At 66.3% G+C, this 24,194-nt stretch carries 22 protein-coding genes; 3 read left to right on the top strand and 19 right to left on the bottom strand.

Annotation, left to right across the window (positions count from 1 at the left end; translation table 11 throughout):
- Positions 1 to 9: 9 nt before the first annotated feature.
- The 5 genes from ACQR1E_RS02690 to ACQR1E_RS02670 form a co-directional block, all read right to left on the bottom strand.
- The gene (locus ACQR1E_RS02690) at positions 10 to 1,176 is read right to left on the bottom strand and encodes an amino acid aminotransferase (RefSeq protein ID WP_315751705.1); all 1,167 of its coding nucleotides are present in this window, start codon (positions 1,174 to 1,176) and stop codon (positions 10 to 12) included.
- A gap of 191 nt (positions 1,177 to 1,367) precedes the next feature.
- Positions 1,368 to 1,697 carry a hypothetical protein gene (locus tag ACQR1E_RS02685; RefSeq protein ID WP_315712215.1) on the bottom strand — a complete coding sequence of 110 codons (330 nt, stop codon included), beginning with the start codon at positions 1,695 to 1,697 and terminating at the stop codon, positions 1,368 to 1,370.
- A gap of 78 nt (positions 1,698 to 1,775) precedes the next feature.
- On the bottom strand, positions 1,776 to 2,132 hold the full coding sequence (locus tag ACQR1E_RS02680; RefSeq protein WP_315712213.1) for a cupin domain-containing protein: 357 nt from the start codon (positions 2,130 to 2,132) through the stop codon (positions 1,776 to 1,778).
- A gap of 182 nt (positions 2,133 to 2,314) precedes the next feature.
- Positions 2,315 to 3,277, bottom strand: a complete 963-nt coding sequence (locus ACQR1E_RS02675) for an alpha/beta hydrolase (RefSeq protein WP_434896618.1) — start codon at positions 3,275 to 3,277, stop codon at positions 2,315 to 2,317.
- Between the two features lie 45 nt (positions 3,278 to 3,322).
- Complete coding sequence (locus ACQR1E_RS02670; RefSeq protein WP_315712210.1) at positions 3,323 to 4,096, bottom strand: SDR family NAD(P)-dependent oxidoreductase; 774 nt, start codon at positions 4,094 to 4,096, stop codon at positions 3,323 to 3,325.
- A 213-nt stretch (positions 4,097 to 4,309) separates the two neighbouring features.
- Between ACQR1E_RS02670 and ACQR1E_RS02665 the strand changes: the two genes are divergently transcribed.
- On the top strand, positions 4,310 to 5,299 hold the full coding sequence (locus ACQR1E_RS02665) for a DUF2155 domain-containing protein (protein ID WP_316164753.1): 990 nt from the start codon (positions 4,310 to 4,312) through the stop codon (positions 5,297 to 5,299).
- A 6-nt stretch (positions 5,300 to 5,305) separates the two neighbouring features.
- Here ACQR1E_RS02665 and aat read toward each other — a convergent pair whose 3' ends face one another.
- The 10 genes from aat to tcuA form a co-directional block, all read right to left on the bottom strand.
- The gene (gene aat / locus ACQR1E_RS02660) at positions 5,306 to 5,986 is read right to left on the bottom strand and encodes a leucyl/phenylalanyl-tRNA--protein transferase (RefSeq protein WP_434896617.1); all 681 of its coding nucleotides are present in this window, start codon (positions 5,984 to 5,986) and stop codon (positions 5,306 to 5,308) included.
- Between the two features lie 59 nt (positions 5,987 to 6,045).
- Positions 6,046 to 7,134, bottom strand: a complete 1,089-nt coding sequence (locus tag ACQR1E_RS02655) for a sensor histidine kinase (RefSeq protein WP_316173748.1) — start codon at positions 7,132 to 7,134, stop codon at positions 6,046 to 6,048.
- Positions 7,131 to 7,568 (bottom strand): response regulator, encoded by a 438-nt coding sequence (locus ACQR1E_RS02650; RefSeq protein ID WP_172109443.1) that lies wholly within the window; start codon positions 7,566 to 7,568, stop codon positions 7,131 to 7,133. The genes ACQR1E_RS02655 and ACQR1E_RS02650 overlap by 4 nt, the downstream gene beginning before the upstream one ends.
- On the bottom strand, positions 7,565 to 9,085 hold the full coding sequence (locus ACQR1E_RS02645; protein ID WP_316194153.1) for a sensor histidine kinase: 1,521 nt from the start codon (positions 9,083 to 9,085) through the stop codon (positions 7,565 to 7,567). The genes ACQR1E_RS02650 and ACQR1E_RS02645 overlap by 4 nt, the downstream gene beginning before the upstream one ends.
- 114 nt (positions 9,086 to 9,199) lie before the next feature.
- Positions 9,200 to 10,549, bottom strand: coding sequence for an acetyl-CoA carboxylase biotin carboxylase subunit (accC, locus tag ACQR1E_RS02640; RefSeq protein WP_315712202.1), 1,350 nt, complete (start codon positions 10,547 to 10,549; stop codon positions 9,200 to 9,202).
- 82 nt (positions 10,550 to 10,631) lie between these two features.
- Positions 10,632 to 11,117 carry an acetyl-CoA carboxylase biotin carboxyl carrier protein gene (gene accB / locus ACQR1E_RS02635; RefSeq protein ID WP_316164755.1) on the bottom strand — a complete coding sequence of 162 codons (486 nt, stop codon included), beginning with the start codon at positions 11,115 to 11,117 and terminating at the stop codon, positions 10,632 to 10,634.
- A 50-nt stretch (positions 11,118 to 11,167) separates the two neighbouring features.
- Positions 11,168 to 11,647, bottom strand: coding sequence for a type II 3-dehydroquinate dehydratase (gene aroQ, locus ACQR1E_RS02630; protein WP_316170460.1), 480 nt, complete (start codon positions 11,645 to 11,647; stop codon positions 11,168 to 11,170).
- Positions 11,648 to 11,911: 264 nt separating this feature from the next.
- A complete protein-coding gene (locus ACQR1E_RS02625) occupies positions 11,912 to 12,619 on the bottom strand; it encodes a DUF1236 domain-containing protein (RefSeq protein WP_316173744.1) in 708 nt (235 codons plus the stop codon).
- A gap of 186 nt (positions 12,620 to 12,805) precedes the next feature.
- Positions 12,806 to 13,903, bottom strand: coding sequence for a tricarballylate utilization 4Fe-4S protein TcuB (tcuB, locus tag ACQR1E_RS02620; protein ID WP_316192616.1), 1,098 nt, complete (start codon positions 13,901 to 13,903; stop codon positions 12,806 to 12,808).
- Positions 13,890 to 15,305 (bottom strand): FAD-dependent tricarballylate dehydrogenase TcuA, encoded by a 1,416-nt coding sequence (gene tcuA / locus ACQR1E_RS02615; protein ID WP_316173741.1) that lies wholly within the window; start codon positions 15,303 to 15,305, stop codon positions 13,890 to 13,892. Before tcuA ends, tcuB begins: the two co-directional genes overlap by 14 nt.
- Positions 15,306 to 15,511: 206 nt before the next feature.
- On the opposite strand from tcuA, the gene ACQR1E_RS02610 reads away from it, so the two are divergent.
- Positions 15,512 to 16,183, top strand: coding sequence for a GntR family transcriptional regulator (locus ACQR1E_RS02610; RefSeq protein WP_434896771.1), 672 nt, complete (start codon positions 15,512 to 15,514; stop codon positions 16,181 to 16,183).
- 122 nt (positions 16,184 to 16,305) lie between these two features.
- Here ACQR1E_RS02610 and ACQR1E_RS02605 read toward each other — a convergent pair whose 3' ends face one another.
- Both ACQR1E_RS02605 and ACQR1E_RS02600 read right to left on the bottom strand, forming a co-directional pair.
- Positions 16,306 to 17,070, bottom strand: coding sequence for a DsbA family protein (locus tag ACQR1E_RS02605; RefSeq protein WP_434896616.1), 765 nt, complete (start codon positions 17,068 to 17,070; stop codon positions 16,306 to 16,308).
- 126 nt (positions 17,071 to 17,196) lie between these two features.
- Positions 17,197 to 18,591, bottom strand: a complete 1,395-nt coding sequence (locus ACQR1E_RS02600) for a M48 family metalloprotease (protein WP_315767296.1) — start codon at positions 18,589 to 18,591, stop codon at positions 17,197 to 17,199.
- A gap of 152 nt (positions 18,592 to 18,743) precedes the next feature.
- Between ACQR1E_RS02600 and ACQR1E_RS02595 the strand changes: the two genes are divergently transcribed.
- On the top strand, positions 18,744 to 19,943 hold the full coding sequence (locus tag ACQR1E_RS02595) for a pyridoxal phosphate-dependent aminotransferase (RefSeq protein ID WP_315826864.1): 1,200 nt from the start codon (positions 18,744 to 18,746) through the stop codon (positions 19,941 to 19,943).
- On the opposite strand, the gene ACQR1E_RS02590 is transcribed toward ACQR1E_RS02595, so the two are convergent.
- Positions 19,935 to 20,153 (bottom strand): hypothetical protein, encoded by a 219-nt coding sequence (locus ACQR1E_RS02590; RefSeq protein ID WP_316173740.1) that lies wholly within the window; start codon positions 20,151 to 20,153, stop codon positions 19,935 to 19,937. The two genes, ACQR1E_RS02595 and ACQR1E_RS02590, sit on opposite strands and share 9 nt — an antisense overlap.
- A 61-nt stretch (positions 20,154 to 20,214) precedes the next feature.
- Positions 20,215 to 23,463: an Rne/Rng family ribonuclease gene (locus ACQR1E_RS02585; protein ID WP_434896615.1), complete on the bottom strand. Its 3,249-nt coding sequence runs from the start codon at positions 23,461 to 23,463 to the stop codon at positions 20,215 to 20,217.
- Positions 23,464 to 24,194 lie beyond the last annotated feature (731 nt).

Here is a 24,194-nt window from a genome sequence, read left to right as displayed (position 1 = left end):
GGCGATGTTTCAAAGCGACTTGAACAGGCCGGCAACGCGCGCGACGTCGGCGAGCTTCAGGCCTGCAATGTTGATGCGGCCCGAGGTCGGCATGTACACGCCGTGCTTTTCGCGCAAAGTCATGACCTCGGCCGGCGTCACCGGCAGCAGCGAGAACATGCCTTCCTGGACGCCGATCGCGATCGTGTTGGACCAGCGCCCGCCGAGCGCCTCGGCAAAAGAGCGGCGCAGCGCGGCGAGGCGCTGGCGCATCGTCTCGAGCTCGCTGCTCCAGTCGGCATAGAGGTCCGGCGTGTCGAGAATCGTCTTGACGATCGCCGAGCCATGGTCGGGCGGCATCGAATAGCTGGTGCGGGCGATGGAGACGAGATTGGAGCGCGCGGTCTCGGCTGCGGCCTGTGCCGAGGCGACGGCGTAGAGCGCGCCGGTCCGCTCGCGGTAGAGTCCGAAGGACTTCGAGCAGGACACCGCCAGCAGCGCCTCGGGCACGGCCGCGACCATTGCCCGCAGGCCGGCGGCATCGCCCTCGAGACCGGCGCCAAAACCCTGATAAGCGGAGTCGATCAGCGGCACGAGGCCACGCGCGGCCATCACGGCGGTGATGCGCGCAAAGTCCTCGGTGCTGAGCGGGGCGCCGGTCGGGTTGTGGCAGGAGGCGTGGATCAGGACGGCGTCGCCGGGCGCGGCGCGCTGCAGCGCCTCCAGCATGCGGTCGAGCTGCAGCGTCTGCGACGGAACGTCGAAGTAGGGATAGGTCTCGACCTCGAGCCCCGCCGCGGCGAAGATGCCGGCGTGGTTGGGCCAGCTCGGCAGTCCGAGCCAGATCTTGCCGGTGCCGGCCTGGCGGATCAAATCGGCGGCGAGGCGGAGCGCACCCGAGCCGCCCGGGGTCTGCACGCCTGCGGCATGGACCGAGGGCGCGGGGCCGCCGACGAGCGACCACAACAGGTCGAGGAAGAGTTGGTCGCCTTCCGGCGCCACATAGCTCTTGCTGTCCTGGCTCTCCCAGATGATGCGCTCCGCAGCTTTCACAGCGCGGAAGATCGGCGAATGGCCGGCCTCGTCGCGATACACGCCGACGCCGAGATCGACCTTGTCGGCTCTCGGGTCAGCCTTGAAGATGCCGATCAGAGCGAGCAGGGGATCCTCGGGCTGGCGGGTCAAGCGGTCGAACATCGGGGCGATCCTATTGGAGGAGGGGCCTGCCAGACGGCCATAAGCCGTCCTTGCGGGCGACGGGACACTATCTCGGTTGCAGCGCAAGAACAGCGGACATTTCGGCGATGCTCCGCTTCGTCCGCTGCATGGGCGGCCGTTGCGCCCTCAGAACTTGCCGTGGCCCGCCTGAGCGAACTGAGCGACAAGCCTCAGCGACTGCCTTCTGAGCCAGAACGGGGCTCGGGAGCCGGCTGTGGGGACTCGTTGCGGATCTTGCGCGCGCGCCTGGCGGCAAGCTGTGAGCGAACCCTGCCATCGACTTTGCGCCCTGTCGCACGTTGCCATTTCCGAAGCTCGGCCGCGGTCAGGATCACTTTCACGATCCGCTCGTCCGGGCGACTGCCGATCGTGTCGATGACCTCCTGAGCGCTGGCCAGCCATTCTTCATAAGTGTCGTGCAGATCCGGGCAGATCCGCCTGATGTCCTCCCACTCTTCGGGCTTGAACCAAGCCAGCGCAATCTCCAGAGTTGGCTCCATGTTTATCCTGCTCACCTGTCCGCTCTGAATGATATCTCAAGCTCGCGGAGGCCCGAAGGTCTGACGCCTTCCGGCGAGTCAGATGCGCGGCTTGGGCGCGGGCACCCGGTCGGAGTCGCCGGAGTTCGGTTCGCCCTTGGGTTCGATCAGGAGCACCTTGACCTCCTTGGCCGCGCGCGGCCGGTGGACGACCCCTTTGGGGACGACGAACAACTCGCCGGCCTTCACGGTCCGCGAAGGCTGCCCCTGAATGTCCATCTCCATCTCGCCTTCCAGGACCAGGAAGAAGTCATCCGTCGTGTCATGCTTGTGGAACGGGAATTCTCCCATGAACTTCACGACCATCACGTCATTGTCGTTGTAGTCCGCGACCACGTGCGGGTCCCAATGGCCTGAGAATTGGCTCAGCTTGTCGGCGAGGTTCACGGTCTTCATGCGGGAGTCTCCTGCTGCGAGGAATGAGATGTGAGCTGTCCAGTCGTCCCGGCCGGCTTGCGCGGGATGTAGCTGCTGCTCGAGCGCGAGCAAGCCGATCTCACACGCGACGACTTCCGCCGCATGTGAGCACGACCCGCGAACTCGCGGGTCGGTGCGTTCTGAGCTCAGCGCGGTAAAGCTCAGATGCCGCCGGGCCGGTCGAGCTGCTTCAGCCAGGCGCCGATGTCGCGTGCGGCGACATTGGCCTGGTCGAGCAGCTTGCCCATCGTGAAGAAGCCGTGGAATTGGCCGGGATGGTTGCGATGCGTCACCGGCACGCCGGCCTCGCGCAAGCGGCGCGCGTAGTCGTCGCCCTCGTCGCGCAGCGGGTCGGCGCCGGCCGTGAGCACATAGGCGGGTGGTAGCCCGACCAGGGTTTCCGCCTTCGCCGGGGAGGCCCGCCAATCGTGGATGTCGGCGGCACTGTTGAGATAATGGTCGCGAAACCAGCGGATCACCGAATGCGTCAGCAGCACGCTAGTCTCGGGCTCGCTGTGCGAGGGATGGCTCATCGAAAAGTCGGTGGCCGGATAGATCAGCACCTGGCCTGAGAGCTTCGGGCCCTTGCCGTCACGCGCCAAGAGCGCGACGACGGCGGCGAGATTGCCGCCGGCGGAATCGCCGCCGACGCTGAGCCTGGCGGCATCGATGCCGAGCGCGGCGGCATTGTCGGCGATCCATCGTATGGCCGCGGCAGCGTCGTCGACCGCGGCCGGAAACTTGTGCTCGGGCGCGAGGCGGTAGTCGACCGAGATCACGATCAGTTCGCCTTCGTGCGCCAGCGCGCGGCAGACCACGTCATGCGACTCCAGATTGCCGATCACCCAGCCGCCGCCGTGATAGAACACCAATCCCGGCGCAAGACCGTTGGTCTGCCGCACCGTCCTTGGCCGATAGAGCCGTGCCGGGATTGTGCCATGCGGGGCAGGGATGGCGAGGTCCTTGACGTCCGCAAGCTCGGGCGGCTCGGGATTGCTCACGACGCGCGCGGCCAGGTAGTAGTCCCGCGCCTCCTGCGGTGTCAGCGTCTCATAGGCCGGCCGACCGGCCTCCTGAAATGCTTTGTAGACGGCAGCGGCATCGGCATCGAGTTGCACGGGCATTGCAAAAACCTGTCGGGTTGAAAAGACGGTCAAGTTGAAGGGACGTCAGGCGGCGGTGCGGCCGCCATCGACGGTGTAGGCCGCGCCGGAGACGTAGCTGGCATCGTCGGAGGCGAGGAAGGCGACGATCGAGGCGACCTCCGCGCCCTGGCCGAGCCGGCGCGCGGGGACGCGATCGACCACCTTGTCGGCCGGAACCGCGGCGCCGCTGCGCCCTTCGATGATCGCGCTCAGCATGCGGCTCTCGATCAGCCCGGGGCAGATGCAGTTCACACGGACATTGGTGCCGGTGCACTCCCAGGACGCGCTCTTGGTCAGGCCGATGACCGCGTGCTTGCTGGCGCTGTAGACGGCGATCTGCGGCGAGCCGATCAGGCCGGCGATCGAGGCGGTGTTGATGATCGAGCCGCGGTTCTGCTTCAGCATCACCGGCAGCACGTGCTTGAGGCCGAGGAAGACGCCGACGACGTTGACGTCGAGCACGCGACGGAACGCCTCCAGCGGATATGCGGTGATCGGCTTGATCTCGCCTTCGATGCCGGCATTGTTGAAGAACACGTCGATGGTGCCGAACCGATCGCACGCTTGTCGCACATAAGCCGCGACCTGGTCCTCGTCGGTGACGTCGGCGGCCACGGCGAGCGCCTCGGCGCTCGCCGGCAGGGCGGCCGTCGCGGCGGCGAGATCGGCCTCGCGCCGGTCCACGGCGACGATGCGGGCCCCGCGCGCGGCCAGCAGCCGCATGGTCGCGGCGCCGATGACGCCGGCCGCGCCGGTAACGACGGCCACTCGGCCGTCGAGACGGATCGAATCAGACATCGATTTCCTTCCCTTTGGCGCCGGTTCCGATCCGGCTCTTGATCACGACTATCTCATTGGAAGAACCGGCTGACCAGTACGCGGAGTGCTGGCAGCTCGCCCTTCCCCCGCCGTATTCGACATGTTAACGGGAGGGCTGATCGAGAGCGGCGGATGGGTCATGACGCGATTTGATTGTCCCGAACCCCGATTCGCCTGATAAAGCCGCGCGAGATGCACCGAACAATCGTCCTGACCGGTATCGCGGCATTGCTGGCCGCCACATCCCTCACGCTGTCCGTGCCGGCGCGCGCGCAGATCGGTACCATTTTCTCCGATCCCGTTCCGCGCCCGCCGGGCAACATTCCGCGCCGTGGCGAGCCGATTCCGCCTCCCGAGGAAGAGGAGGAGATCCCGGAGCTGCCGCAGGGCCGGGTGCTGCCGGCGCCAACCCGTCCGCCGCCAGGGCAGGGCGCCGCCCTGCCGGGTCCGGTCCAATCCCAGCCGCTGGCGCCGCCGCCGGGAACGACGATCCTGCCACAGAACAATCCTCCGGTTGCGGCCGTGCCGCCACCCGGCCAGCCGGGGGCTGCGCCTGGTCAGCGGCAGGCACCGCCACGCGGCGCACCCCAGAATGCAGCGATCCCGCCGAACGGCGCGGTACCGCAGACCCCGGCCACCATCCAGCCGGGCGACGAGGTCGTGACCGAACCGCCGGCGCAGAAGATCGTCAACAAGAAGGCGAGCTTCTCCGGGCTCGACAAGATCACCGGCCGCATCATCAATTTCGACGAGGATATCGGCGAGACCGTGCAGTTCGGGGCGCTCCGGGTAAAGACCGACGCCTGCTACACGAGGCCAGCCACCGAGGCCGCCAACACCGACGCGTTCGTGCAGGTCGACGAGATCACCTTGCAGGGCGAGGTGAAGCGCATCTTCTCGGGCTGGATGTTCGCGGCCAGCCCCGGTCTGCACGGCGTCGAGCACCCGATCTACGACATCTGGCTGGTTGACTGCAAAGAGCCGCAGACCACGGTCGTCAGCGCCGCCGCGCCGGATCAGAAGCCGGCCGCGGCGCCGCAGCCTGCGCAAAAGCGTCCGCCGCAGCAGCGGCAGGCGGCGCCCAGACCGCCATCGCCGCCGCAGCAGAATCAGACCCAGCAGGTGCCGCCACCACCGCCGCCGCCCCAGGCGGGTGGACCGTTCGGCGGAGTGTTCAGATAACCTCGCTCAGCCGCGCGCTGCGATGATCGCGAGTGCCTCGGTGCCCGAGATCGGCCGATCAACCGCCAGCCTGGCGAAATTGGCGGCCGGCCCCCTCAGGGCCTTTTCGAGCAGCACGGTGTAGCGCCGGCGCGGGATCTCGACGGCGCCGAAGGTCTTGAGGTGCTCGGTGACGTATTGGGTATCGAGCAGCTCGAAGCCCCCGGCCATCAGCCGCGCGACGAGATGCACGAGCGCGACTTTCGAGGCGTCGCGGGTGCGGTGAAACATGCTCTCGCCGAAGAATGCGCGGCCCAGGCTGACGCCGTAGAGGCCGCCCACCAGCTCGCCATCCTGCCAGCATTCGACGCTGTGGCAATGGCCGAGCGCGTGGAGGCCGCTGTAGAGCTCGCGGATACGCTTGTTGATCCAGGTGTCCTCGCGGCCAGGCTGCGGCTCGGCGCAGCCATCCATCACCGCCTTGAACGCCTGGTTCACGGTCACGGCGAAGGCGTCCGACCGGACCGTGCGCGCAAGGCGCGAGGCGACGCGAAAGCCGTCGAGCGGAATGACGCCGCGCAGCTCCGGCTCGACCCAGAACAAGGTCGGGTCGTCGGCACTTTCGGCCATCGGGAAGATGCCGCAGGCATAGGCACGCAGCAGGACCTCGGGCGTAATCTCGGACGCTGCAGAGTCGCGCGTATTCATGGGATCAGCATAGCAGGCCGATGCCGGGCGCGCGATGGTCGCGTGCCGGCTGCGTCGGCTCAGCCGACCGCGGCAGCCGCGGGCTTGGGAGCATCTTTTTCGAGGCGGAAGCGGACCACGATCTTGGTGCCGGCATGGCTCGGATCGGGGCCGACGGTGGCGTCGAGCTTGGTCGCCATGGCGCTGACGATGCGCTGGCCCATTCCGGTCGAGCGCGGATCGCTGGTTGCGTTGAGGCCGACGCCGTTGTCGGCGATCGACAGCACGATGTCCTCACCTGCAAGCTTCAGCTCGACATGGATCGGGCCCGGCCCATCGGGGTAGGCGTATTTGACCGCGTTCATGACCAGCTCGTTGACGACGATACCGATCGCGACCGCGCGATCCGGGTCGATCTCGACCGGCTCCGCCTTCAGGGTCAGCCGCGACATCCGGTTGCCCTCCGCCGAGCGGCGCAGGTCGTCGAGCAGCGAATCCAGATACTGGTTGAGCAGCACGCTCTTGAGATCCTGAGACGTGTAGAGGCGGCGATGCACCTGCGCCACGGCGGCGACGCGGCCCATTGCATTGGTGAGCGCGGCCTTGACGTCGTCCTGGGTGCTGGAGTTGGCCTGAAGATGCAGCAGCGAGGCGATGATCTGCAGCGAATTGCCGACGCGGTGATTGACCTCGCGCAGCAGGACCTCGCGCTCGGCCGCCAGAGCCGCGTAGCGGTCGCGTGACGCCCGCACTTCGGCCTCCGCCTCGTCGCGGGCCTTCTGCAGCCGTGCCTGGCGCACTGCGCCTTCGGCCGCGACCTGCAGCAGGGGAATGAACTCGCCCTGCACGTCCTTGACGAGGTAGTCGGCCGCGCCGGCCTTCAGGGCCGTGACCGCGATCTTGGAATCCTGTGAGGCGGTGACGAACACCACCGGCGGCGGTTCGGGCAGCGCCATGATGCGCTCCAGCGTCTCGAGCCCGTCGAAGCCTGGCATGTACTGGTCGAGCGCCACGACGTCGATGCCGCCGCGCTCCAGCCGTTGCAAGCCCGCGCTGCCGTCGGCGGCGTGTTCCACCGTGAAGCCCAATCGCTTGAGCCCGCGCTCGACCAGCCGCGCCAGCGCTGCGTCGTCGTCGATATAGAGCAGCGTGGGGGCGGCGGAGCTCATGCGGCGGGCGGAACCTGGATGACGGAGAAGAACAGGCCGAGTTGGCGAATGGCGTTGGCGAAGCTTTCGTAGTTGACCGGCTTGGTGATGTAGACGTTGCAGCCGAGTTCGTAGCAGCGCTTGATCTCCTGCGAGTCGTCGGTCGTGGTGAGGATGACCACGGGCGCGCTCTTCAGGAAACTGTTCTGCTTGACCATCTTGAGGATGTCGATGCCGGTCATGTCCGGCAGGTTCAGGTCGAGCAGGATCAGCAATGCGTGCCCCTTGTGATCGAGGCCGGTGCCGTCAGCACCGAGCAGATACTTCACGGCATCTGTACCATTGGTGAACGGCTTGATCTCGTTGTTGACGCCGGACCGTCGGATATTGCGCTCGATCAGGCGGGCGTGGCCTTCGTCGTCCTCGATCATGATGATCGTCACGGGCATGGTCATCGGTCTGAGTTCCGGTTTGAGGCGTTCCAGTTGATCGGGAGCGTGATGGTGAACGTGCTGCCCTGGTCGAGCTCCGACGCGACCGACATGGTTCCGCCGAGCCGGCGCACCAGCGCGCGGACATGCGCCAATCCAATCCCCTGACCCGGACGGTCCTGGGTCCCGGCGCGACGGAACAGATCAAAGATACGTTGATGATCCCTGGGATCAATCCCCCGGCCGTTGTCCGTAACCTCGAAGATGGCAAAACCGAGCTTGGTACGGGCGCGAATGGCGATGTCGCCGGGAACGCCCGGCTTGAGATATTTGATGGCGTTGTCGATCAGGTTGGAGAAGATCTGCTCCAGCGCCAGGCGGTCGCTGACGATGGCCGGCAACGGTTCCACGCGGATGGTGGTGTCGGTTTCCGCCGCCTGATGCGCCAGCGTCGAGACGATGCCCTCGATCAGCTCGCGGGTATCGATCCGCACCGGCACGAACTCGCGGCGGCCCTCGCGGGTCAGGTTGAGGATGGCCGTGATCAGCCGGTCCATCTTGGCGATCGAGGATTTGATGAAGCCGAGCGCCTCGCTGAAATCCTCCGACAGCTGCTGGTCGGCGCCTTCGAGCTCGGGCTCAGCGCCTTCCGCCGGCGGCGGCGCGTCGGAGGCCGCCCGCGCCAGCGTCGCGATCCGCCGGAAGATGTCGTTGCGCAGCTCGTCGAGCTCGCTGGTGAAGCCCATGATGTTGACGAGCGGCGAGCGCAGGTCGTGGCTCACGATATAGGCGAAGCGCTGGATCTCCTCATTGGCCTCGCGCAGGTCCGCGGTGCGCTCGTCGACGGTGGCTTCGAGGTTGAGGTTGCTCTCGCGCAGCCTGGCCTCGGCCTCGTCGCGCGCGCTGGCCGAGCGGCGCACAAGGAGCACCGAGATGATCGCGAGCAGGACGACCAGGGCCGAGCCAGTCACCGTCACGACGGTCGCCAGCTGCTGGCTGCGGTCGGCATTGGCGGTGCGCAGCACGAACAGCCGCTCTTCCTCCAGCCGCATGCGATTGGCGAGATCGCGGATGTTGATGCTGGTGTTGCCGGAAGCGGCGCTCCGCACGAGCGCGGCGGCGGCGGCGAGGTCACCCTGCGCGGCCAGGTCCTTCTCGCGCCTGAACTGGCCGAGGCGGGTGTCGATTTCGGCGCGGACCTGGCGGAGCAGCTCGACCTGGGCAGGATTGTCGGCCACGAGTGTTCCGAGCTTGTCGAGCACCGGCGCGATCGCGGTGACGGCGGCGTCGTGATCGGTCAGAAACGTATTGTCCTGGGTCAGCAGGTAGGCGCGGGCGCCGCTCTCGGCCCGGCGGACCTCGAGCAGCAGCGCGTTGATCTGGTTCTCCGCCTCGATGGTGTGCACCACCCAGGCGTTGTCTTTGCGGGCCTTGTTGACGAGCAGCACCGAGGCCGTGCTGACGACGACCAGCACCAGGAATCCCGCCGACAGCAGCAGGATTTGTCCCAGCGTGCGCCTTTGTCCAATCTCAGGCGCCACCGCTCACTCGCATGCCAATTGAAATACCTGCCCCCTCAGCGGAACCGCCGAAAGAGCAGAACGCAGTGCGGGCTGAAGGGTTCCGGCGCGTAGTGGAATTTTGCGGTTGGCCGCTCACTCCGCCTTCTGGCCAGCGAGGTACTGTTCGAGCCAGTGGATGTGATAGTCGCCATCGATGATGGCCGGCTCGCGGACAAGGGCCCTGAACAGCGGCAGGGTGGTCTCGATGCCGTCGACGACCATCTCGTCCAGCGCGCGCCGCAGCCGCATCAGGCACTCGACCCGAGTCTTGCCGTGGACGATCAGCTTGCCGACCAGCGAGTCGTAATAGGGCGGAATCACGTAGCCCTGATACACGGCGGAATCGATGCGGACGCCGAGGCCGCCAGGCGGGTGGTACTGCAGGATCTTGCCCGGCGAGGGCCGGAAGGTGACAGGGTTTTCCGCATTGACGCGGCACTCGATGGAGTGGCCGTTGATGACAACCTGGTCCTGGGTCATCGGCAGGTCGCCGCCGGCGGCGATGCGGATCTGCTCCAGCACGAGGTCGATCCCGGTGATCATCTCGGTGACGGGATGCTCGACCTGGATGCGGGTATTCATCTCGATGAAATAGAATTCGCCGTCCTCGTAGAGGAATTCGATGGTGCCGACGCCGATGTATTTCAGCTCCTGCATCGCCTTGGCGACGGTGTTGCCGATCTTGGCCCGGGCCGCTGCGTCAAGCACCGGGGAGGGGCCTTCCTCCCAGACCTTCTGATGGCGCCGCTGCAACGAGCAGTCGCGCTCGCCGAGATGGATGGCGCCGCCGCGGCCGTCGCCGAGCACCTGGATCTCGATGTGACGCGGCTTCTGCAGATACTTCTCCAGATAGACCGAGGCGTCGCCGAACGCTGATCTCGCCTCGTTGGCCGCTGTGGTCAGCGCCAGCTGCAGGTCGGCCTCGGTGTGGGCGACCTTCATGCCGCGGCCGCCGCCGCCGGCGGCTGCCTTGACCAGCACCGGGAAGCCGATCTCCTTGGCGATCGCCATCGCGTCGTGGTCCGGAGTGACAGCGCCATCTGAGCCTGGAACGACGGGAATGCCCAGCCGCTTGGCCGTCTTCTTGGCCTCGATCTTGTCGCCCATCAGGCGGATGTGCTCCGCCTTCGGCCCGATGAAATGCAGATTGTGGTCCGCGAGAATCTCGGCGAAGCGCGCGTTCTCCGACAGGAAGCCGTAGCCGGGATGCACGGCGTCGGCGCCGGTGATCTCGCAGGCGGCGAGCAGGGCGGGAATGTTGAGATAGCTGTCCTTCGACGGCGGCGGCCCGATGCAGACGCTTTCGTCGGCGAGGCGGACATGCATCGCATCGGCGTCGGCGGTGGAATGCACCGCGACGGTGGAGATACCGAGCTCCTTGCAGGCCCTGAGGATGCGAAGGGCGATTTCGCCGCGATTGGCGATGAGGATCTTGTCGAACATGGTGCCTCGGGCGCGAGTGGCGAGTAGTGAGCGGCGAACATGGAATGGTGGACCATTCGCTTTCGCCGTCCGCTAGTCGCGCTTATTCGATGATGACGAGCGGCTCGCCGTACTCCACGGGCTGGCCGTCCTCGACCAGGATCTGCGTCACCGTCCCGGCGCGCGGTGACGGAATCTGGTTCATCGTCTTCATCGCCTCGATGATCATCAGGGTCTGACCGACGGACACCTTGGAGCCGACCTCGACGAACGGCTTGGCGCCGGGCTCGGGCGCCCAGTAGGCGGTGCCGACCATGGGCGAGGGCACCACGCCGGGATGTTTGGACAAGTCTGCGCCGGCGGCTGCCGCGGTGGCGGCTGCGACCACGGGAACGCCAGCGGCGGCCGTTCCGATGGCCGAATGGACGGCCGCCGCAACGGTCACGTTGCGGGCAACGCGGATGCGAAGGCCGGCACGCTCCAGCTCGATCTCGGTCAGGCTGGTCTCATCCAGCAGCGCTGCGAGCTCGCGAATGAGCTGGCTGTCTTCGGATTTCGCGATGGTCTTGTCGTCGGGCTGGGGCGCCATGATCTGATCCGGAACGTTGGGTGCGTGAGGACTGTGACGTCAGGCTTGCGCTAGATGTCGGTCTGCGTGACGGCTTTGGCGCCGATCTTGGCGGCGAGGCCGGTGATCGCCAGCCGGTAGCCGTCGATGCCGAAGCCGCAGATCGAGGCAAACGCGGCCTTCGCGGTGAAAGAATGGTGCCGGAAGCTCTCGCGGGCGTGAATGTTGCTGATGTGCACTTCGACGGCGGGAATCTTCACCCCCATCAGCGCGTCGTGCAAGGCAATGGAGGTATGAGAGTAGGCGCCGGCATTGAGGATGATTCCGACCGCACCGCGGCTGCGGGCCTCATGGATGCAATCCACGAGCACACCCTCATGGTTCGACTGCCGGCACTCCGCCGTCAGGCCGAAGCGGGCGGCCGTCTCGACGCAGAGGCGTTCGACGTCTGCCAGGGTGGCATGGCCATAGGTCTCCGGCTCGCGGGTGCCCAGCAGGTTGAGGTTGGGTCCGTTGAGGACATAGATCGTGTTGTGCGCGGCGTCGGCCATTCCCATCCCGGCGGTGTGGCGGCAGTGGGCGGCGTTATAGGTAACAAAGCCGCCAAGGGGAAGCCTTTCGGCAGCCGGGCCGGCTGCCCGAGGCTTGGTCCGTCAGACGAAAAAACCGTCTTAAGCATACGAAATTGCTGAACAACCGGGTTCGTCCACGGGACCGCACGCGTTGCGTGCAGTGGCTCCCGCGTGCTCTTTGCACAATAGATTGGGGCGGGCATTGCTGCCCGCCCCTCGTTCTCGTCGCCTGCCCGGTCGGGATCAGACGTTGAGAACCGCGACGATCTCGTAGGTGCGAGGATCGATCACGACGATCTGCTCGCGCACCAGGATGAAGTCATATCCGCGCCACTCCGGATAGATCGTCACGACTTCGGCCGGGAGCGGGTGGAAATGAACCTCGCGCGGCACTCTTGTGCCGACGGAGATGTTGAAGTTGACGTTGGTCACCGGCTCGACGTGCTGGCTGCGGATCACGCTGGTGATCTTGGTGCGCTGCTCGGTGGTGAGCTTGGCGCCGGCGCCGGCCTGTCCGGTGGTGGTCTGCGACCGGTCGCTGCCGGTCTTGGTTTCAGCGTTCGTGCTGGTGCCGCTCTTGCTGTCGCGACCCTCGGCCTTCATGTTCTTGGAGCCGGCCTTGTCGGTCTCGGAGGTCGCGCCCTTGGCATTCGGACCCTTCATGCCTTCCTCAGCGCGCTGGCCCTTGGTCGCACCGGGCTTCTGCTCGGACTGACTGGAGCGCATGTCGGACGCAGGCGAGCCGCTGTCGCGATGCATCGCGCCGCCGGGCGCGTTCATGCCACCGCTCGATGCTCCGCCGGCAGCACCACCGGTCGCACCGCCCTGCATGGCTGCGCCGCCGGACTGTCCAGCTGCGCCGCCCGCACCGCCGGTACCTTGCGCATGAGCAAAACCTGCACCCGCCAGGAGCGCGATTGCAGCAACTGATACCATCAAGCGATTGGTCATCCTCTATCCTCCTCGTATTTGCACTGCCCGCGCCGACAACGGCAGGAGGTAGGAGTCGTTCCGTGCGTCGCCGATCGTTCCGGAAAAATGTCGCAGATCGCAACTTTATGAACGGATGCTCAGGGTCATGAATGCTGCATGACGACAACAGTGATCCGTTGCGTGTCGCCGGCGACTTCGCATGAGCTACGCGCCGTGACGTTCGCGCGCGTAGCGGACGAGCGCCAAGAATCGATAGAGGCCGTGCACGAACTTGCCGTAGGGCATCGTGATGAAGAGCGCGAACACCGCACCGAGATGGAGCGCGAGCAGCAGGCCCATCGTGCTGGTCTCGCGTAGCAAGAGGAGGGCGAGCCCGGTTGCGCCGGTAAGGACGAGCATCGCCAGGAACGCGACGTCCATGGCGCGACTGCCCGCATCCATCATCGCAGGCTCACGCCTGCGCTTGGCGGTGTAGAGTCCGAGCGGACCGACCACGATGCCCAATCCGCCCAGCGTGCCGAGCACGACCGGCAGGTCCCACAACGGATAGGGCGCCTCACGGTGCAGAAGATAGTGATAGAGCGTCGCGACGCTGGTCGATGCGACGCAGAGCATGAAGCCCCAGAACGTCAGATGGTGATAGAACCGCCGGGTGTCGCGTGGCCGCTCGTCCTCGTTGTAGCAGCCGACGCCGCCGCCATCGAGATAGCGCAGGCTGGCTGCGTCGCGAACGGCGCGCAGCAGTGGACGTGAGCGCGTCAAGGTCGAGCTCGGCTCGCCGATATCATTCCAGAACGCCCGAGCGCCCATGATGAAGGCGATGATGGCCCACAGGAAGGCGGCGCCGAACAACAGCGCCATCGCGTTGTGGGGCATGAGCGCGTAGAACGAGCCGGGGCCGTGCCGGCTTGCAAACACCGCGGCGGGATCGTTGAAGGCCACGATGCCGACGATGAACGCGGCCATGCTGACCACCGCGATGAGCGACACCGCGAGACCATTGCGCCTGAACAGCGGCGCCAGCGCGTGCGGCCAGGCATAGTCGGCATAGCTCTCGTGCCGCACCCGGGCCAGAACGGAGGGGACGCGAACGTCGAACTCGTGCGGGGGGGAGAACTGGCAGTCGACGTAGCAGGCCCCGCAGGCATGGCAGAGATTGGCGAGATAGTTGAGGTCGCCGCCGGTGAAGGCGCGGCGCATCTCCATTGCCGGAAACACGGCGCAGAGTCCCTCGCAATAGCGGCAGGAATTGCAGATCGTCATCAGCCGATCCGCCTCGGTCAACGCTTCACTGCGCTGCATGTGTCGCTGCTCCCTGGCCGGCGATACGCCCGAACACGCTGCCGATCGTCATGCCGATTCCTGCGGCATAGCCGCGGCCGAGCACGTTGCCGGCCATGATCTCGCCTGCGGCGTACATGTTGTCGGCGGGACCGCCGGACTTCATCATCATCTTTGCGGCGTGATCGACCCGCACGCCGAGATAGGTGAAGGTAATGCCGGGCCGAACCGGATAGGCGTAGTAGGGGCCGCTATCGATGCGGCGCGCCCAATGCGATTTCGGCGGCGTCAGGTTCTCGGTGCGGCAATCGTCGAGGATGTCGGGATTGAATTGTCCGTCGCGCACCGATGCGTTGAAATGCGCGACGGTGGCGGTCAGCTTGTCCGGATCGAGGCCGAGCCTGCCGGCGAGCTCGGTGATGCTGGCCGCCTCGATCGCGGGGTAGAGCGACGGCATGAACAGGTTCGCCGATTTCGCGTCGAAGATGATGTAGGCGATCTGGTCCGGCTGAGCGGCAACCAAGCGTCCCCAGATCGCGTAGCGCTTCGGCCAGACGTCCTCGCCTTCGTCGTAGAATCGCTCAGCGTTGTTGTTGACGACGATGCCGAACACGACGCAGTCGAGCCGCGTGATGATGCCGCCGTCATATTTGGGGGCGCGCGCATCGATCGCCACTGCGTGGCACTGGGTCGGATCGCCAATGCTGTCGACGCCGGCGCCGAGCAGCATGTCGAGCACCGTACCGCGATTGTTGGGCGTGCCGCGGATCAGGAAGTTGCGCGCGATCTCGCCCCAGCCCTCGACCAGCCTGTCGATGTTGGCTTCGAAGCCGCCCGCTGCCGCAACCAGCGCCTTGCCGCAGATTCGCGTCCTGGCGTCACGCTGTCGGATGATCGCAGCGTCGAAACGGGTCTCATCGATGTCGAGCCCGACGACCTCCGCCTCATACAGCACGTCGACGCCGAGCCGCTCGGCGGTGAGATACAACGCATTGAGCATGGCCCGGCCGCCGCCCAGGAAGAACGAGTTGGTCCGCCCTAAGCTCAGCGTCCCGCCGAGCGACGGCTGGAAACGCACGCCCTGTGCGACGATCCAGTCGAGCATGTCCTTGGACTCGCGGATCATCAGACGCGCCAGTTGTTCGTTGGTCTGGCCTTCGGTGACGCGCAGGAGATCGTCCCAGAACTCGTCCTCGGTGTAGGGGCCGCTCAACGTCGCGGTCGCCGCGTCATGGGCGCAGCGCATGTTGCGGGTGTGGCGCGTATTGCCACCGCGATAGAACTTGGAGGCGGCCTCCAGCACGATGACCGAGGCCCCGGCGCGCCGCGCCGCAATGGCGGCGCAGAGGGCTGCGTTGCCGCCGCCGACCACGACGACGTCGTAGGTCAGGGGATGGTCGGCGAGATCGCTCTGATCAGTCATCGCAGGCCCTCGCGGACGCAAGGCGGCGGGGCCTGGATCGGCTTTGGTCCGCACAACAACGCCATCGGCATGCCAGCCGTCGGCCAAGCGATGATGGATGGTACGGAAGTAAAGGCTACAGTAGGCATAGAATTGGTATGCCATTGTATACAAAAATATGCAAGATAGGCTGTTGTTCGCAACGAGATTGTGAAATCGTGACCCCCATGTCCTCGGAAGCGCCATCGCTCACCATCGATCGTGACAACGTCTCTCTCGGTGAAGCGGTATTTCGTGCGCTGTGCCATGCGCTGGAGAACGGCTTCTATCGCTCCGGCGATCGGCTGCGTGAGGACGAGGTCGCCCAGAAGCTGAACGTCAGCCGGACACCGGTCCGTGAGGCTTTCGGCAAGCTGGTGGCCAAGGGGTGGGTGCAGCCGGCTGGTGGACGCGGCCTGATCGTGCGCAGTCTCGACGAGAATGAAGTCCTCGAGCTGTACGCGATGCGGGAAATTCTCGAAGGCGCCGCGGCCCGGCTCGCCGCGAAGTATGCCGTGTCGGCCGAGATCGCGGCGCTCCGCGACATTCATGCACGCTTTGTCAGCGGGGGGGACGACGCCGCCGAGCTCGCGCGGCTGAACCGGCTGATGCACGGTGCGATCCAGCGCGCGGCGCGCAACCGCTACCTCGATGCCGCCCTCGAGGACATGCATGTCGCGACAGCGCTGCTGGGAACCACGACGTTTGCGGCCGAAGGACGTGCGGCAACAGCCGCGGCCGAGCATGGTGAGCTGATCGAAGCGATCGCGATCCGCGATCCCGATCGGGCCGAGGCGATTGCACGCGGGCACATCCGCGAGGCACTTCGAACCCGGCTCGGCATGAAGCTGAAGGGATAGGCGAGGGCGCCGCCGCCACCGGTCTGTCGCTTCGCCACCGGCTCACGGCAAAAGCAGAAGGCCGGCTGAGACAGCCGGCCTTCGATTGATCCCGTGATGGCCAGACGCTTTGGCAGAGATGCTCAGCAGCTCGCCTTGCCGCAGCGGGCCGCGCTGATCTTCTCGCGCAGGCCCTCGACGCCGACGGCGCCGATCACGACCTGCTTGCCGATCACGTAGCTCGGCGTCCCGTTCATGCCCATCTCCTCGGCGAGCTTGAAGTTTTCCTCGATCGTCGCCTTGGCCTCGGGGCCCGCCATGTCCTTCTCGACGCGCGCCATGTCGAGCCCGAGATCCTTGGCGACCGCGAGCGCATGGGCCTTGTCGGCCTGGCCGCGGCCGCCCAGCAGCTTCTGGTGGAAGTCGAGATATTTCTGCGGGGCCTGCATGCGAACGGCAACGGCGACCTGCGCGGCCTCGACGGAGCCCTGGCTCAGCACGGGAAATTCCTTGAGCACGACCTTCAGCTTCGGGTCGCTCTTCATCAGCTCCATCATGTCGGCCATCGCGCGCTTACAGTAGCCGCAATTGTAGTCGAAGAACTCGACGAAGGTGACGTCGCCATCCTTGTTGCCGAGCACGACGCCGCGCGGCGAGTTGAAGATGGTCTCGGCGTTCTTGCTGACGCTGGCCTCGTGCTTGGCCGCCTCGGCTGCCGTCTGGCGCTTCTGCAGCTCGGCCATCGCCTCTTCGAGCACCTCGGGATGCGCGATCAGGTAGTTTCGGACGATGGTCTCGATCTCGCCCCGCTGGCTGTCGGAGAAGCTCTCCGCCGACGCGAGCTGAGGCACGCCGCAGAGCGAAAGCGCGAGCAACATCGCGGGAATGAGCGTGCGGACTGACGGCATGAAGGAGGTCCTCTGGGTCAAATGATCGGGTCCTTGTCGATGGTCGTGACGGTATTTTGATATTCTGGATCGGATGATAGCAGTAGTTCAAAACTTCAGCGGGCGCCAATCCCGCTGTCCGACAGCCTACTGGCCGGAAAGCGGCTTTGCCGTGACGATATCGTCGGCCCTGACCCAGCCTGGCGAGCCGACCGCGAAGCGGGTTTTTGCACGCGAGGCAAGCTCGCGCGCCGTCTTGTTGTCGCCACGCAGGAAGGCGGCCTGCGCCGAGGCGAGATCCGCCTCCGCATAATCGCCCTTGCGACCGTAGGCCATCGCGAGCTGGGAATAGCCGAGCGGCGCCTCGGATTCGCGCGCGACCGCCGCGCGCAAGATCGAGATCGCCTCCTCAGTGTAGGCTTTGTTCTCGGATGCCACCAAGGCCTGACCAAGTAACATCTCGATGAGCGGGGCGTTATTGGACAGGTGCACCGCCTTGCGCAGCGGGGCGATCGCCTCAGTGGGGCGGCCGCCCTCCAGCAGGGCCTGGCCGCGGACCTCGTAGAAATAGGCGTTGTTGGGTTGCACCTGGATCAGGGCATCGATCTGGCTCAGGGCGCTGCGCAGGTCGCCATGCAGGTAGGTGGAGATTGCCCTGGCGTAGCGGGCGGGCAGGCCGGTGTCCGACAATGGATAGCGCCGCGCCACCGTGTCCGGCCGTTCCATGAAGGCCGAGATCTTGGCACGGACCATGTCGTGGCGGAGCTGCAATGCGGGGTCGTCCTTCTTGTCCCAATAGGGGCTTTGACGCGCGAGGCCCTCGAGCGCCTCGACGCGATCGGCCGGCATCGGATGTGATTGCAGATAGGGGTCGGCGCCGCGCGCGGCGAACAGGCTCTCATTGGTGAAGCGCTTGAACGTCTCGTACATGCCCTTCGGCGATTGCGCTGTCGCAGTGAGGAATTTCACCCCCGCACGGTCGGCGTTCTCCTCCTGCTGACGCTGATACGACAACAGCGATCGGCGGATGACCTCGCCCGGGGCCGACAGCGTCGCGGCGCCGGCATTGGCAAGGCCGCTGCCGCCGCCGCGCGCGCCGACCGCGAGGGCGCCGGCGCCGAGAATGGTGGCGATGATCATCTGGGTCTGGGCGGTGGCGAGCTGCTGGCGCAGCTTGGCGAGATGGCCGCCGGCGAGATGGCCGGTCTCGTGCGCGAGAACGCCGATCAGTTGGTTCGGATTTTCCGACTGCAGGATGGCGCCGTAATTGACGAAGATGCGGCGGCCGTCGGCAACGAACGCGTTGAAGGACGCATCGTTGATGATGACCATCTGGATGTTCTGCTTTTCGAGCCCGGCGACGCGCAGGATCGGCCGGGTATATTCACGCAGCAGCACCTCGGTCTCGGTGTCGCGCAGGATCGGCGGTCCCTTGCCTTGCTGCGCCGATGCAGGCGCGAGCGGCGCCAGCGTCACGGCCGCCGCGACGACCGCGGCAAGCCCGCCGGACAGTTTCTTGCGAAGCACGATACGGAGCGACATCAGGCGATCTTTGCAATTGGCGCGAGGCGCGAGACGGGCTATTGCCCACCAAACGGCGGAATGCGGCTCATCTGCGGCGAACGAGGCCCATGGGCTGACCCCGACCGGTTCACGGAGCGGGTCCGAACAGCCGGGGTCAATAGCAGATATCGATGGTGGATGCGACAGTGATACCGACATTGGAACAGCGGATCGCCGACCTGACGGCACCGTCCGCGCGCAGCAATGTTCCGCCGTTCATGGTGATGGACGTGATGGCTGCGGCCGAGCGGATCGAGGCGGGCGGTGGACATGTCATCCACATGGAGGTCGGCCAACCGGCGGCGCCTGCGCCACGAGCGGCCATTGCGGCCGCGCATGCCGCGCTCGATCAGGCCCGCATCGACTACACCTCGGCGCTCGGTCTGCTGTCGCTGCGACAGCGAATCGCGCGGCACTATCGCGAGACGCACGCTTGCGAGGTCGATCCGGCGCGGATCGTGATCACGACGGGATCCTCGGCCGGATTCATCCTGGCGTTCCTGGCCATGTTCGAGCCCGGCGACCGCGTGGCCGTGACCGTGCCGGGCTATCCGCCCTATCGCCATATCCTGACGGCGCTGGGCTGCGAGCCGGTGCTGATCGAGACCACGGCGGAGAACCGTCACGCCCTGACCGGCGAAGCGCTGCTCGCCGCGCACCGCAAGACGCCGCTGAAGGGTGTGCTGGTGGCAAGTCCCGCCAATCCGACCGGCACCATGATGTCGCGTGAGGCGCTGGGCGGTGTCATCGCAGCCGCACGCGACGCCGGCATCCGCTTCATCTCCGACGAGATCTATCATGGTCTGGACTACGCGTTTCCGGCGGTGACGGCGGCGGAGCTGTCGCGCGAGGCCCTGATCATCAACTCGTTCTCGAAGTACTTCTGCATGACGGGCTGGCGCATCGGCTGGATGGTGGTGCCAGATGCGCTGGTGCGGCCGATCGAGCGTCTGCAACAGAACCTCGCGATCTCGGTTCCGACCCTGTCGCAGATCGCGGCGGAAGCGGCGTTCGACGGCCGGACCGAAATGGAGGCCATCAAGCACGGTTACCAGGAGAACCGGCACATCCTGATCGAGGGTTTCCCGAAGGCCGGCCTGACCCGGTTCCTGCCGGCCGACGGCGCCTTCTACCTCTATGCCGACGTGTCCGACTTCACCTCCGACAGTTTCGACTTCGCCAAGCGGATGCTGGAGGAGACCCATGTGGCGGCCACGCCGGGCGTCGACTTCGATCCGATCCACGGCCGCAGCTTCGTGCGCTTTTCCTATGCGCGTTCGGCCGAGGACATGCGTGAGGCGGTGGCCCGGATCGCGCGGTGGTTAGGCTAGGGCGCGCGAGCCGCGTGCACTGACCAACATCACCGCAACTGCATCGCCGCCGTGTTCGTCTCGTGGCGCGAAGACGAACTCGACCATGATCTCCTGCAGTGACGGCTCAATCAGCAGATCGATCCGTCGGATGTCGAGGCGGCCGTGACGACCGGCTGAGCGGCCTCCGCTCGTCACGGCCAAGAACGATCGCCATACGAAGAACGCCATATGAAAAACGCCCGGCCAATCTGGCCGGGCGTTTTGCATTGAAGCGTCGGAGAGCGGGCGCTTACTGCCCGCCACCGAAACGGCGGGACCACCAGCCGGCCCGGCGCGGCGCCGCAGGGGACGAGGAATCGGTGGCCGCCGGCTCGGAGGCAACCGGTCCGGACGCAGCGACGTCGGCAGCCGGAGTGGGTGCGCTGCTCTCGGCGACGTTGACGGCTGAAACCGCGCCCTCCGGCCTCGGCTCGGTAAGGAAGCTGACCTTCTCGCGAACCGTCGAACGGCGTGGGGTCTTCTCGGATTCCGTCTTCGGAGCCTCGGTCTGCTGCACTTCGGGTTGTCCCGGAGCAGCCTGTGGCGTGGGCACGGAGGCGCCAGCGACGGGCTCATCGGCCTCGGTTGCGGCCGACGCAGCATGGACCGGCGCCGCGGGTTCTGCGGGCTCTTCCTCGTCGTGGTGGGAAGCGCCATTGCCGTCGAAATCGGCCACGGCGGCTTCTGCCTCCGATGCCGAAGCCGGCGCGAGCTCGTCGCCGATCGACGCAGCGAGACCTTCTTCCGCGCCACCGCGCCGACGACGACCGCCGCGGCGTCCACGCCGGCGCGGACGCCGCTCGCCGCTAGGCTGATCCGTCTGCTCGCCTTGTGCGAACGCAGGCTGTTCCTCCGACTCGTCGTCTTCGCCGTCGGTGTCCTCGGCTGACTGCTCGGCGGCAGAGCCCGGCTCGGCGGGCTGCAGTCCGGCCGTGCCTTCTGGGAGCGCGCCCTCGCGGGCTTCGCTGCCGCGGCCACGCCGGCGCCGTCGCCGCTTACGGCGCGCGCCGTCCCGCTCGCCTTCGGCTGCGCTGCCGTCGGCTGCGTCCTCGGACAGGCCTTCGGTCTCCTCGGTCTCGACCTCGGATTCCGTCTCGATGTCGAACGGTTCTTCCTCGTCGTAGATTTCCTCGGCCGCCAGCGGCGGGGCAGAGGCCTGCGCGGCGAGCAGCGCCTTGGCGGCCTCGAGCGTGTGCACCTGCTCGCCCCGATCGATGATGAAGGATTGCTGGCCGCTCACGCTCGGATCGGCGATGACGGCGAGCGAGACCTTGAAGCTGTTCTCGAGGTCACGCAGATGGCCGCGCTTGTGATTGAGCACGTAGAGCGCCACCTCGGTGCGGGTGCGGACCACGAGATTGTGGGTCGCGCCCTTCATCAGCGTCTCTTCGAGGCTGCGCAGCAGCTGCAGCGCCACCGAGGACACCGAGCGCACGTGACCGGTGCCGCCGCAATGCGCGCACGGCTCGGTCGAGCTTTCGAGCACGCTGGCCCGGATGCGCTGCCGCGACATCTCCAGAAGGCCGAAATGCGAGATCCGGCCGACCTGGATGCGCGCGCGATCCTGCCGCAGGCAGTCCGACAGCTTGCGTTCCACGGAGCGGTTGTTGCGCTTCTCGTCCATGTCGATGAAGTCGATGACGATCAGCCCGGCCAGGTCACGCAAACGGAGCTGCCGCGCCACTTCCTCGGCCGCCTCCATATTGGTCTTGAGCGCTGTGTCCTCGATGTGATGCTCGCGCGTGGCGCGGCCGGAGTTCACGTCGATCGAGACCAGCGCCTCGGTCTGGTTGAGCACGATATAGCCGCCTGAGCGCAGCTGCACGGTCGGCGAGAACATCGCGTCGAGCTGGCTCTCGACGCCCATCCGGGAGAACAGCGGCTGGCCGTCGCGATACTGCTTCACCGCCCGGACATTGGTCGGCATCAGCATCTTCATGAAATCGTGCGCCTCGCGGTAGCCGTCTTCGCCGGCCACGAGGATCTCGTCGATCTCCTTGTTGTAGAGGTCGCGCAGCGAGCGCTTGATCAGCGAGCCTTCCTCATACACGAGGGTCGGGGCCTGCGACTTCAGGGTCATGTCGCGGACCGTTTCCCAGAGACGCAGCAGATATTCGAAGTCGCGCTTGATCTCGGGCTTGGTGCGGTTGGCGCCGGCGGTGCGCAGGATCACGCCCATGCCCTCGGGCACGTCGAGGTCCTGCACCACTTCCTTCAGGCGCGAGCGGTCCTGTGCCGAGGTGATCTTGCGGCTGATGCCGCCACCGCGCGCCGTGTTGGGCATCAGCACGGCATAGCGGCCGGCCAGCGACAGATAGGTCGTCAGCGCCGCGCCCTTGTTGCCGCGCTCCTCCTTCACGACCTGCACCAGCATCACCTGGCGGCGCTTGATGACTTCCTGGATCTTGTACTGCCGGCGCGGACGGAAGGTGCGCTCCGGCACTTCCTCCAGCACGTCATCGCCGCCGACGGATTCGACGAGCTCTTCCTCGATCTCCTCGCCGTCGTCCTCGTCGTCCTCATGGTCGCCGGACGCGGTGTCGGAGCCGTTCTCGTCGCCGGGCACGATGGTGACGCCGTGATCAGCATGTTCGCCCACGGCAGCGACGTCATCGTCGTCGTGCTCATCGTGATCATGCTCATGATGGTCGTATTCGTGATGTTCGTGCTCATCATGCTCGTGCTCGCCGTCATGATGCTCGTCGTGACCGTGATGCTCATGGTCATGCTCGTCGTCGTGCTCGTCTGCCGCGACAGCCGGGCTGGCCGCCTCGGCAGCGTGCGAGTCGCCGGTCTGCGCGCTCGCGGCCTCCGCAGCTTTGCCGGCGGGCTGCTCGGTAGCAGCGTCATGGTCCTGCGCGGCGACGGCATCAGGCTGACGGTCGGCATGCTCGCGCGATTCGTCGGCTGCGCCCTGCCGAGCTTCGCCCGAGGCGTCCCGACCTTGAGCCTCGACCGGGCCTTCGGAGAAGCCCTGCGCCTCGCTGGGAGCGGTCGCGTCGGCGTGCGGCTGATCGTCCTGCGCGTAGGCGTGGTGGTCTTGCGCCTCGTGGTCGGCCTCGTGCCCTTCGGTCGGGGCAGGGAGGCCCGCCTCGGCGGCCTCGACGATCTCGCTCTGGACCCGTTCGCCGCTGCCGCGGCGCCGTGAACTGCGGTGCCGGTTGCGGCGGCGGTTGGAGCGGTTCTCGCTTTCCTCTTCGGCTTCGCGGTGCGCGCGCTCCTCGGCCTCGATCAGAGCCTGCCGGTCGGCGACCGGGATCTGATAGTAGTCCGGATGGATTTCGCTGAAGGCCAGGAAGCCGTGGCGGTTGCCGCCATACTCGACGAAGGCGGCCTGCAGCGAGGGCTCGACCCGGGTAACCTTGGCCAGGTAGATGTTGCCGCGGAGCTGCTTGCGTTGGGCCGTTTCGAAATCAAATTCCTCGACGCGGTTGCCGCGGACGACAACGACCCGGGTCTCTTCCGGGTGGGTAGCATCGATCAACATCTTGTTGGGCATATTGGAACTCTTGGAGGCGACGGGCGCGATTGGCCGCGAGCGCGTGGCGCGCTGTCGGATGACGCGACGGTCCACCTGATTCGGGGGTGAGGGGAAGGCCTAAACGCAGCTGGTCGCGCCGCGCCAACCCTGATGCCGGCGGGGCGATTGGCCGGACGGGGGTCTGGCCCCGCATCGGCGCGGATCGTCCGCTGGTCATGGTTGGCAACTCAGTCTGGCGCATCAAGCGTCGGCCCGTCTGGAATATGTGGGCGGCAGCGGGTGCCGCCTTCTCTGTTGCCGAAGGCCAGATTGCGCCGAAACGCTTGCCTGGATCGAATACCCACCCTGTCACGGGTGCGGTATCAGGCTATACCGTGTCTGACCTGGTGCCCGGGCGGTCTCTGCGAGGAGGCGCCCTGACAGGCGCCACTCGGCTCGTGACCGGCTCTCCGTTGCGGCCGCGCGGGATCGCGCAGGCTTTGGTGGAGCGTCGGAAAGGCGCTGGACTCTTCGCAACGACCGAGGACCCGATATCGAGCACCCCGATCACGAAGCTTCCGGCGTTTCACCGGAGGTTGAACGCGACACAACCGGCAGTAAGGATTAGCCTTCAGCCCTTCGTACATACGAGGAATGGTCAGGTCGCGCAAGCGAAGCGTCGCGGAACCGCAACAATCGGTGGCCTTTAACGAAAATGACAAAATTTGGCGGTTAACCCCTGGGATTGGTTGCGGTAAGACGATCCCGCG

The organism is Bradyrhizobium sp. HKCCYLRH1030 (assembly GCF_051168395.1).
Lineage (GTDB): Bacteria > Pseudomonadota > Alphaproteobacteria > Rhizobiales > Xanthobacteraceae > Bradyrhizobium.
The sequence above is the reverse complement of the archived record's forward strand: the minus strand, read 5'-3'. Positions and strand labels throughout refer to the sequence as shown.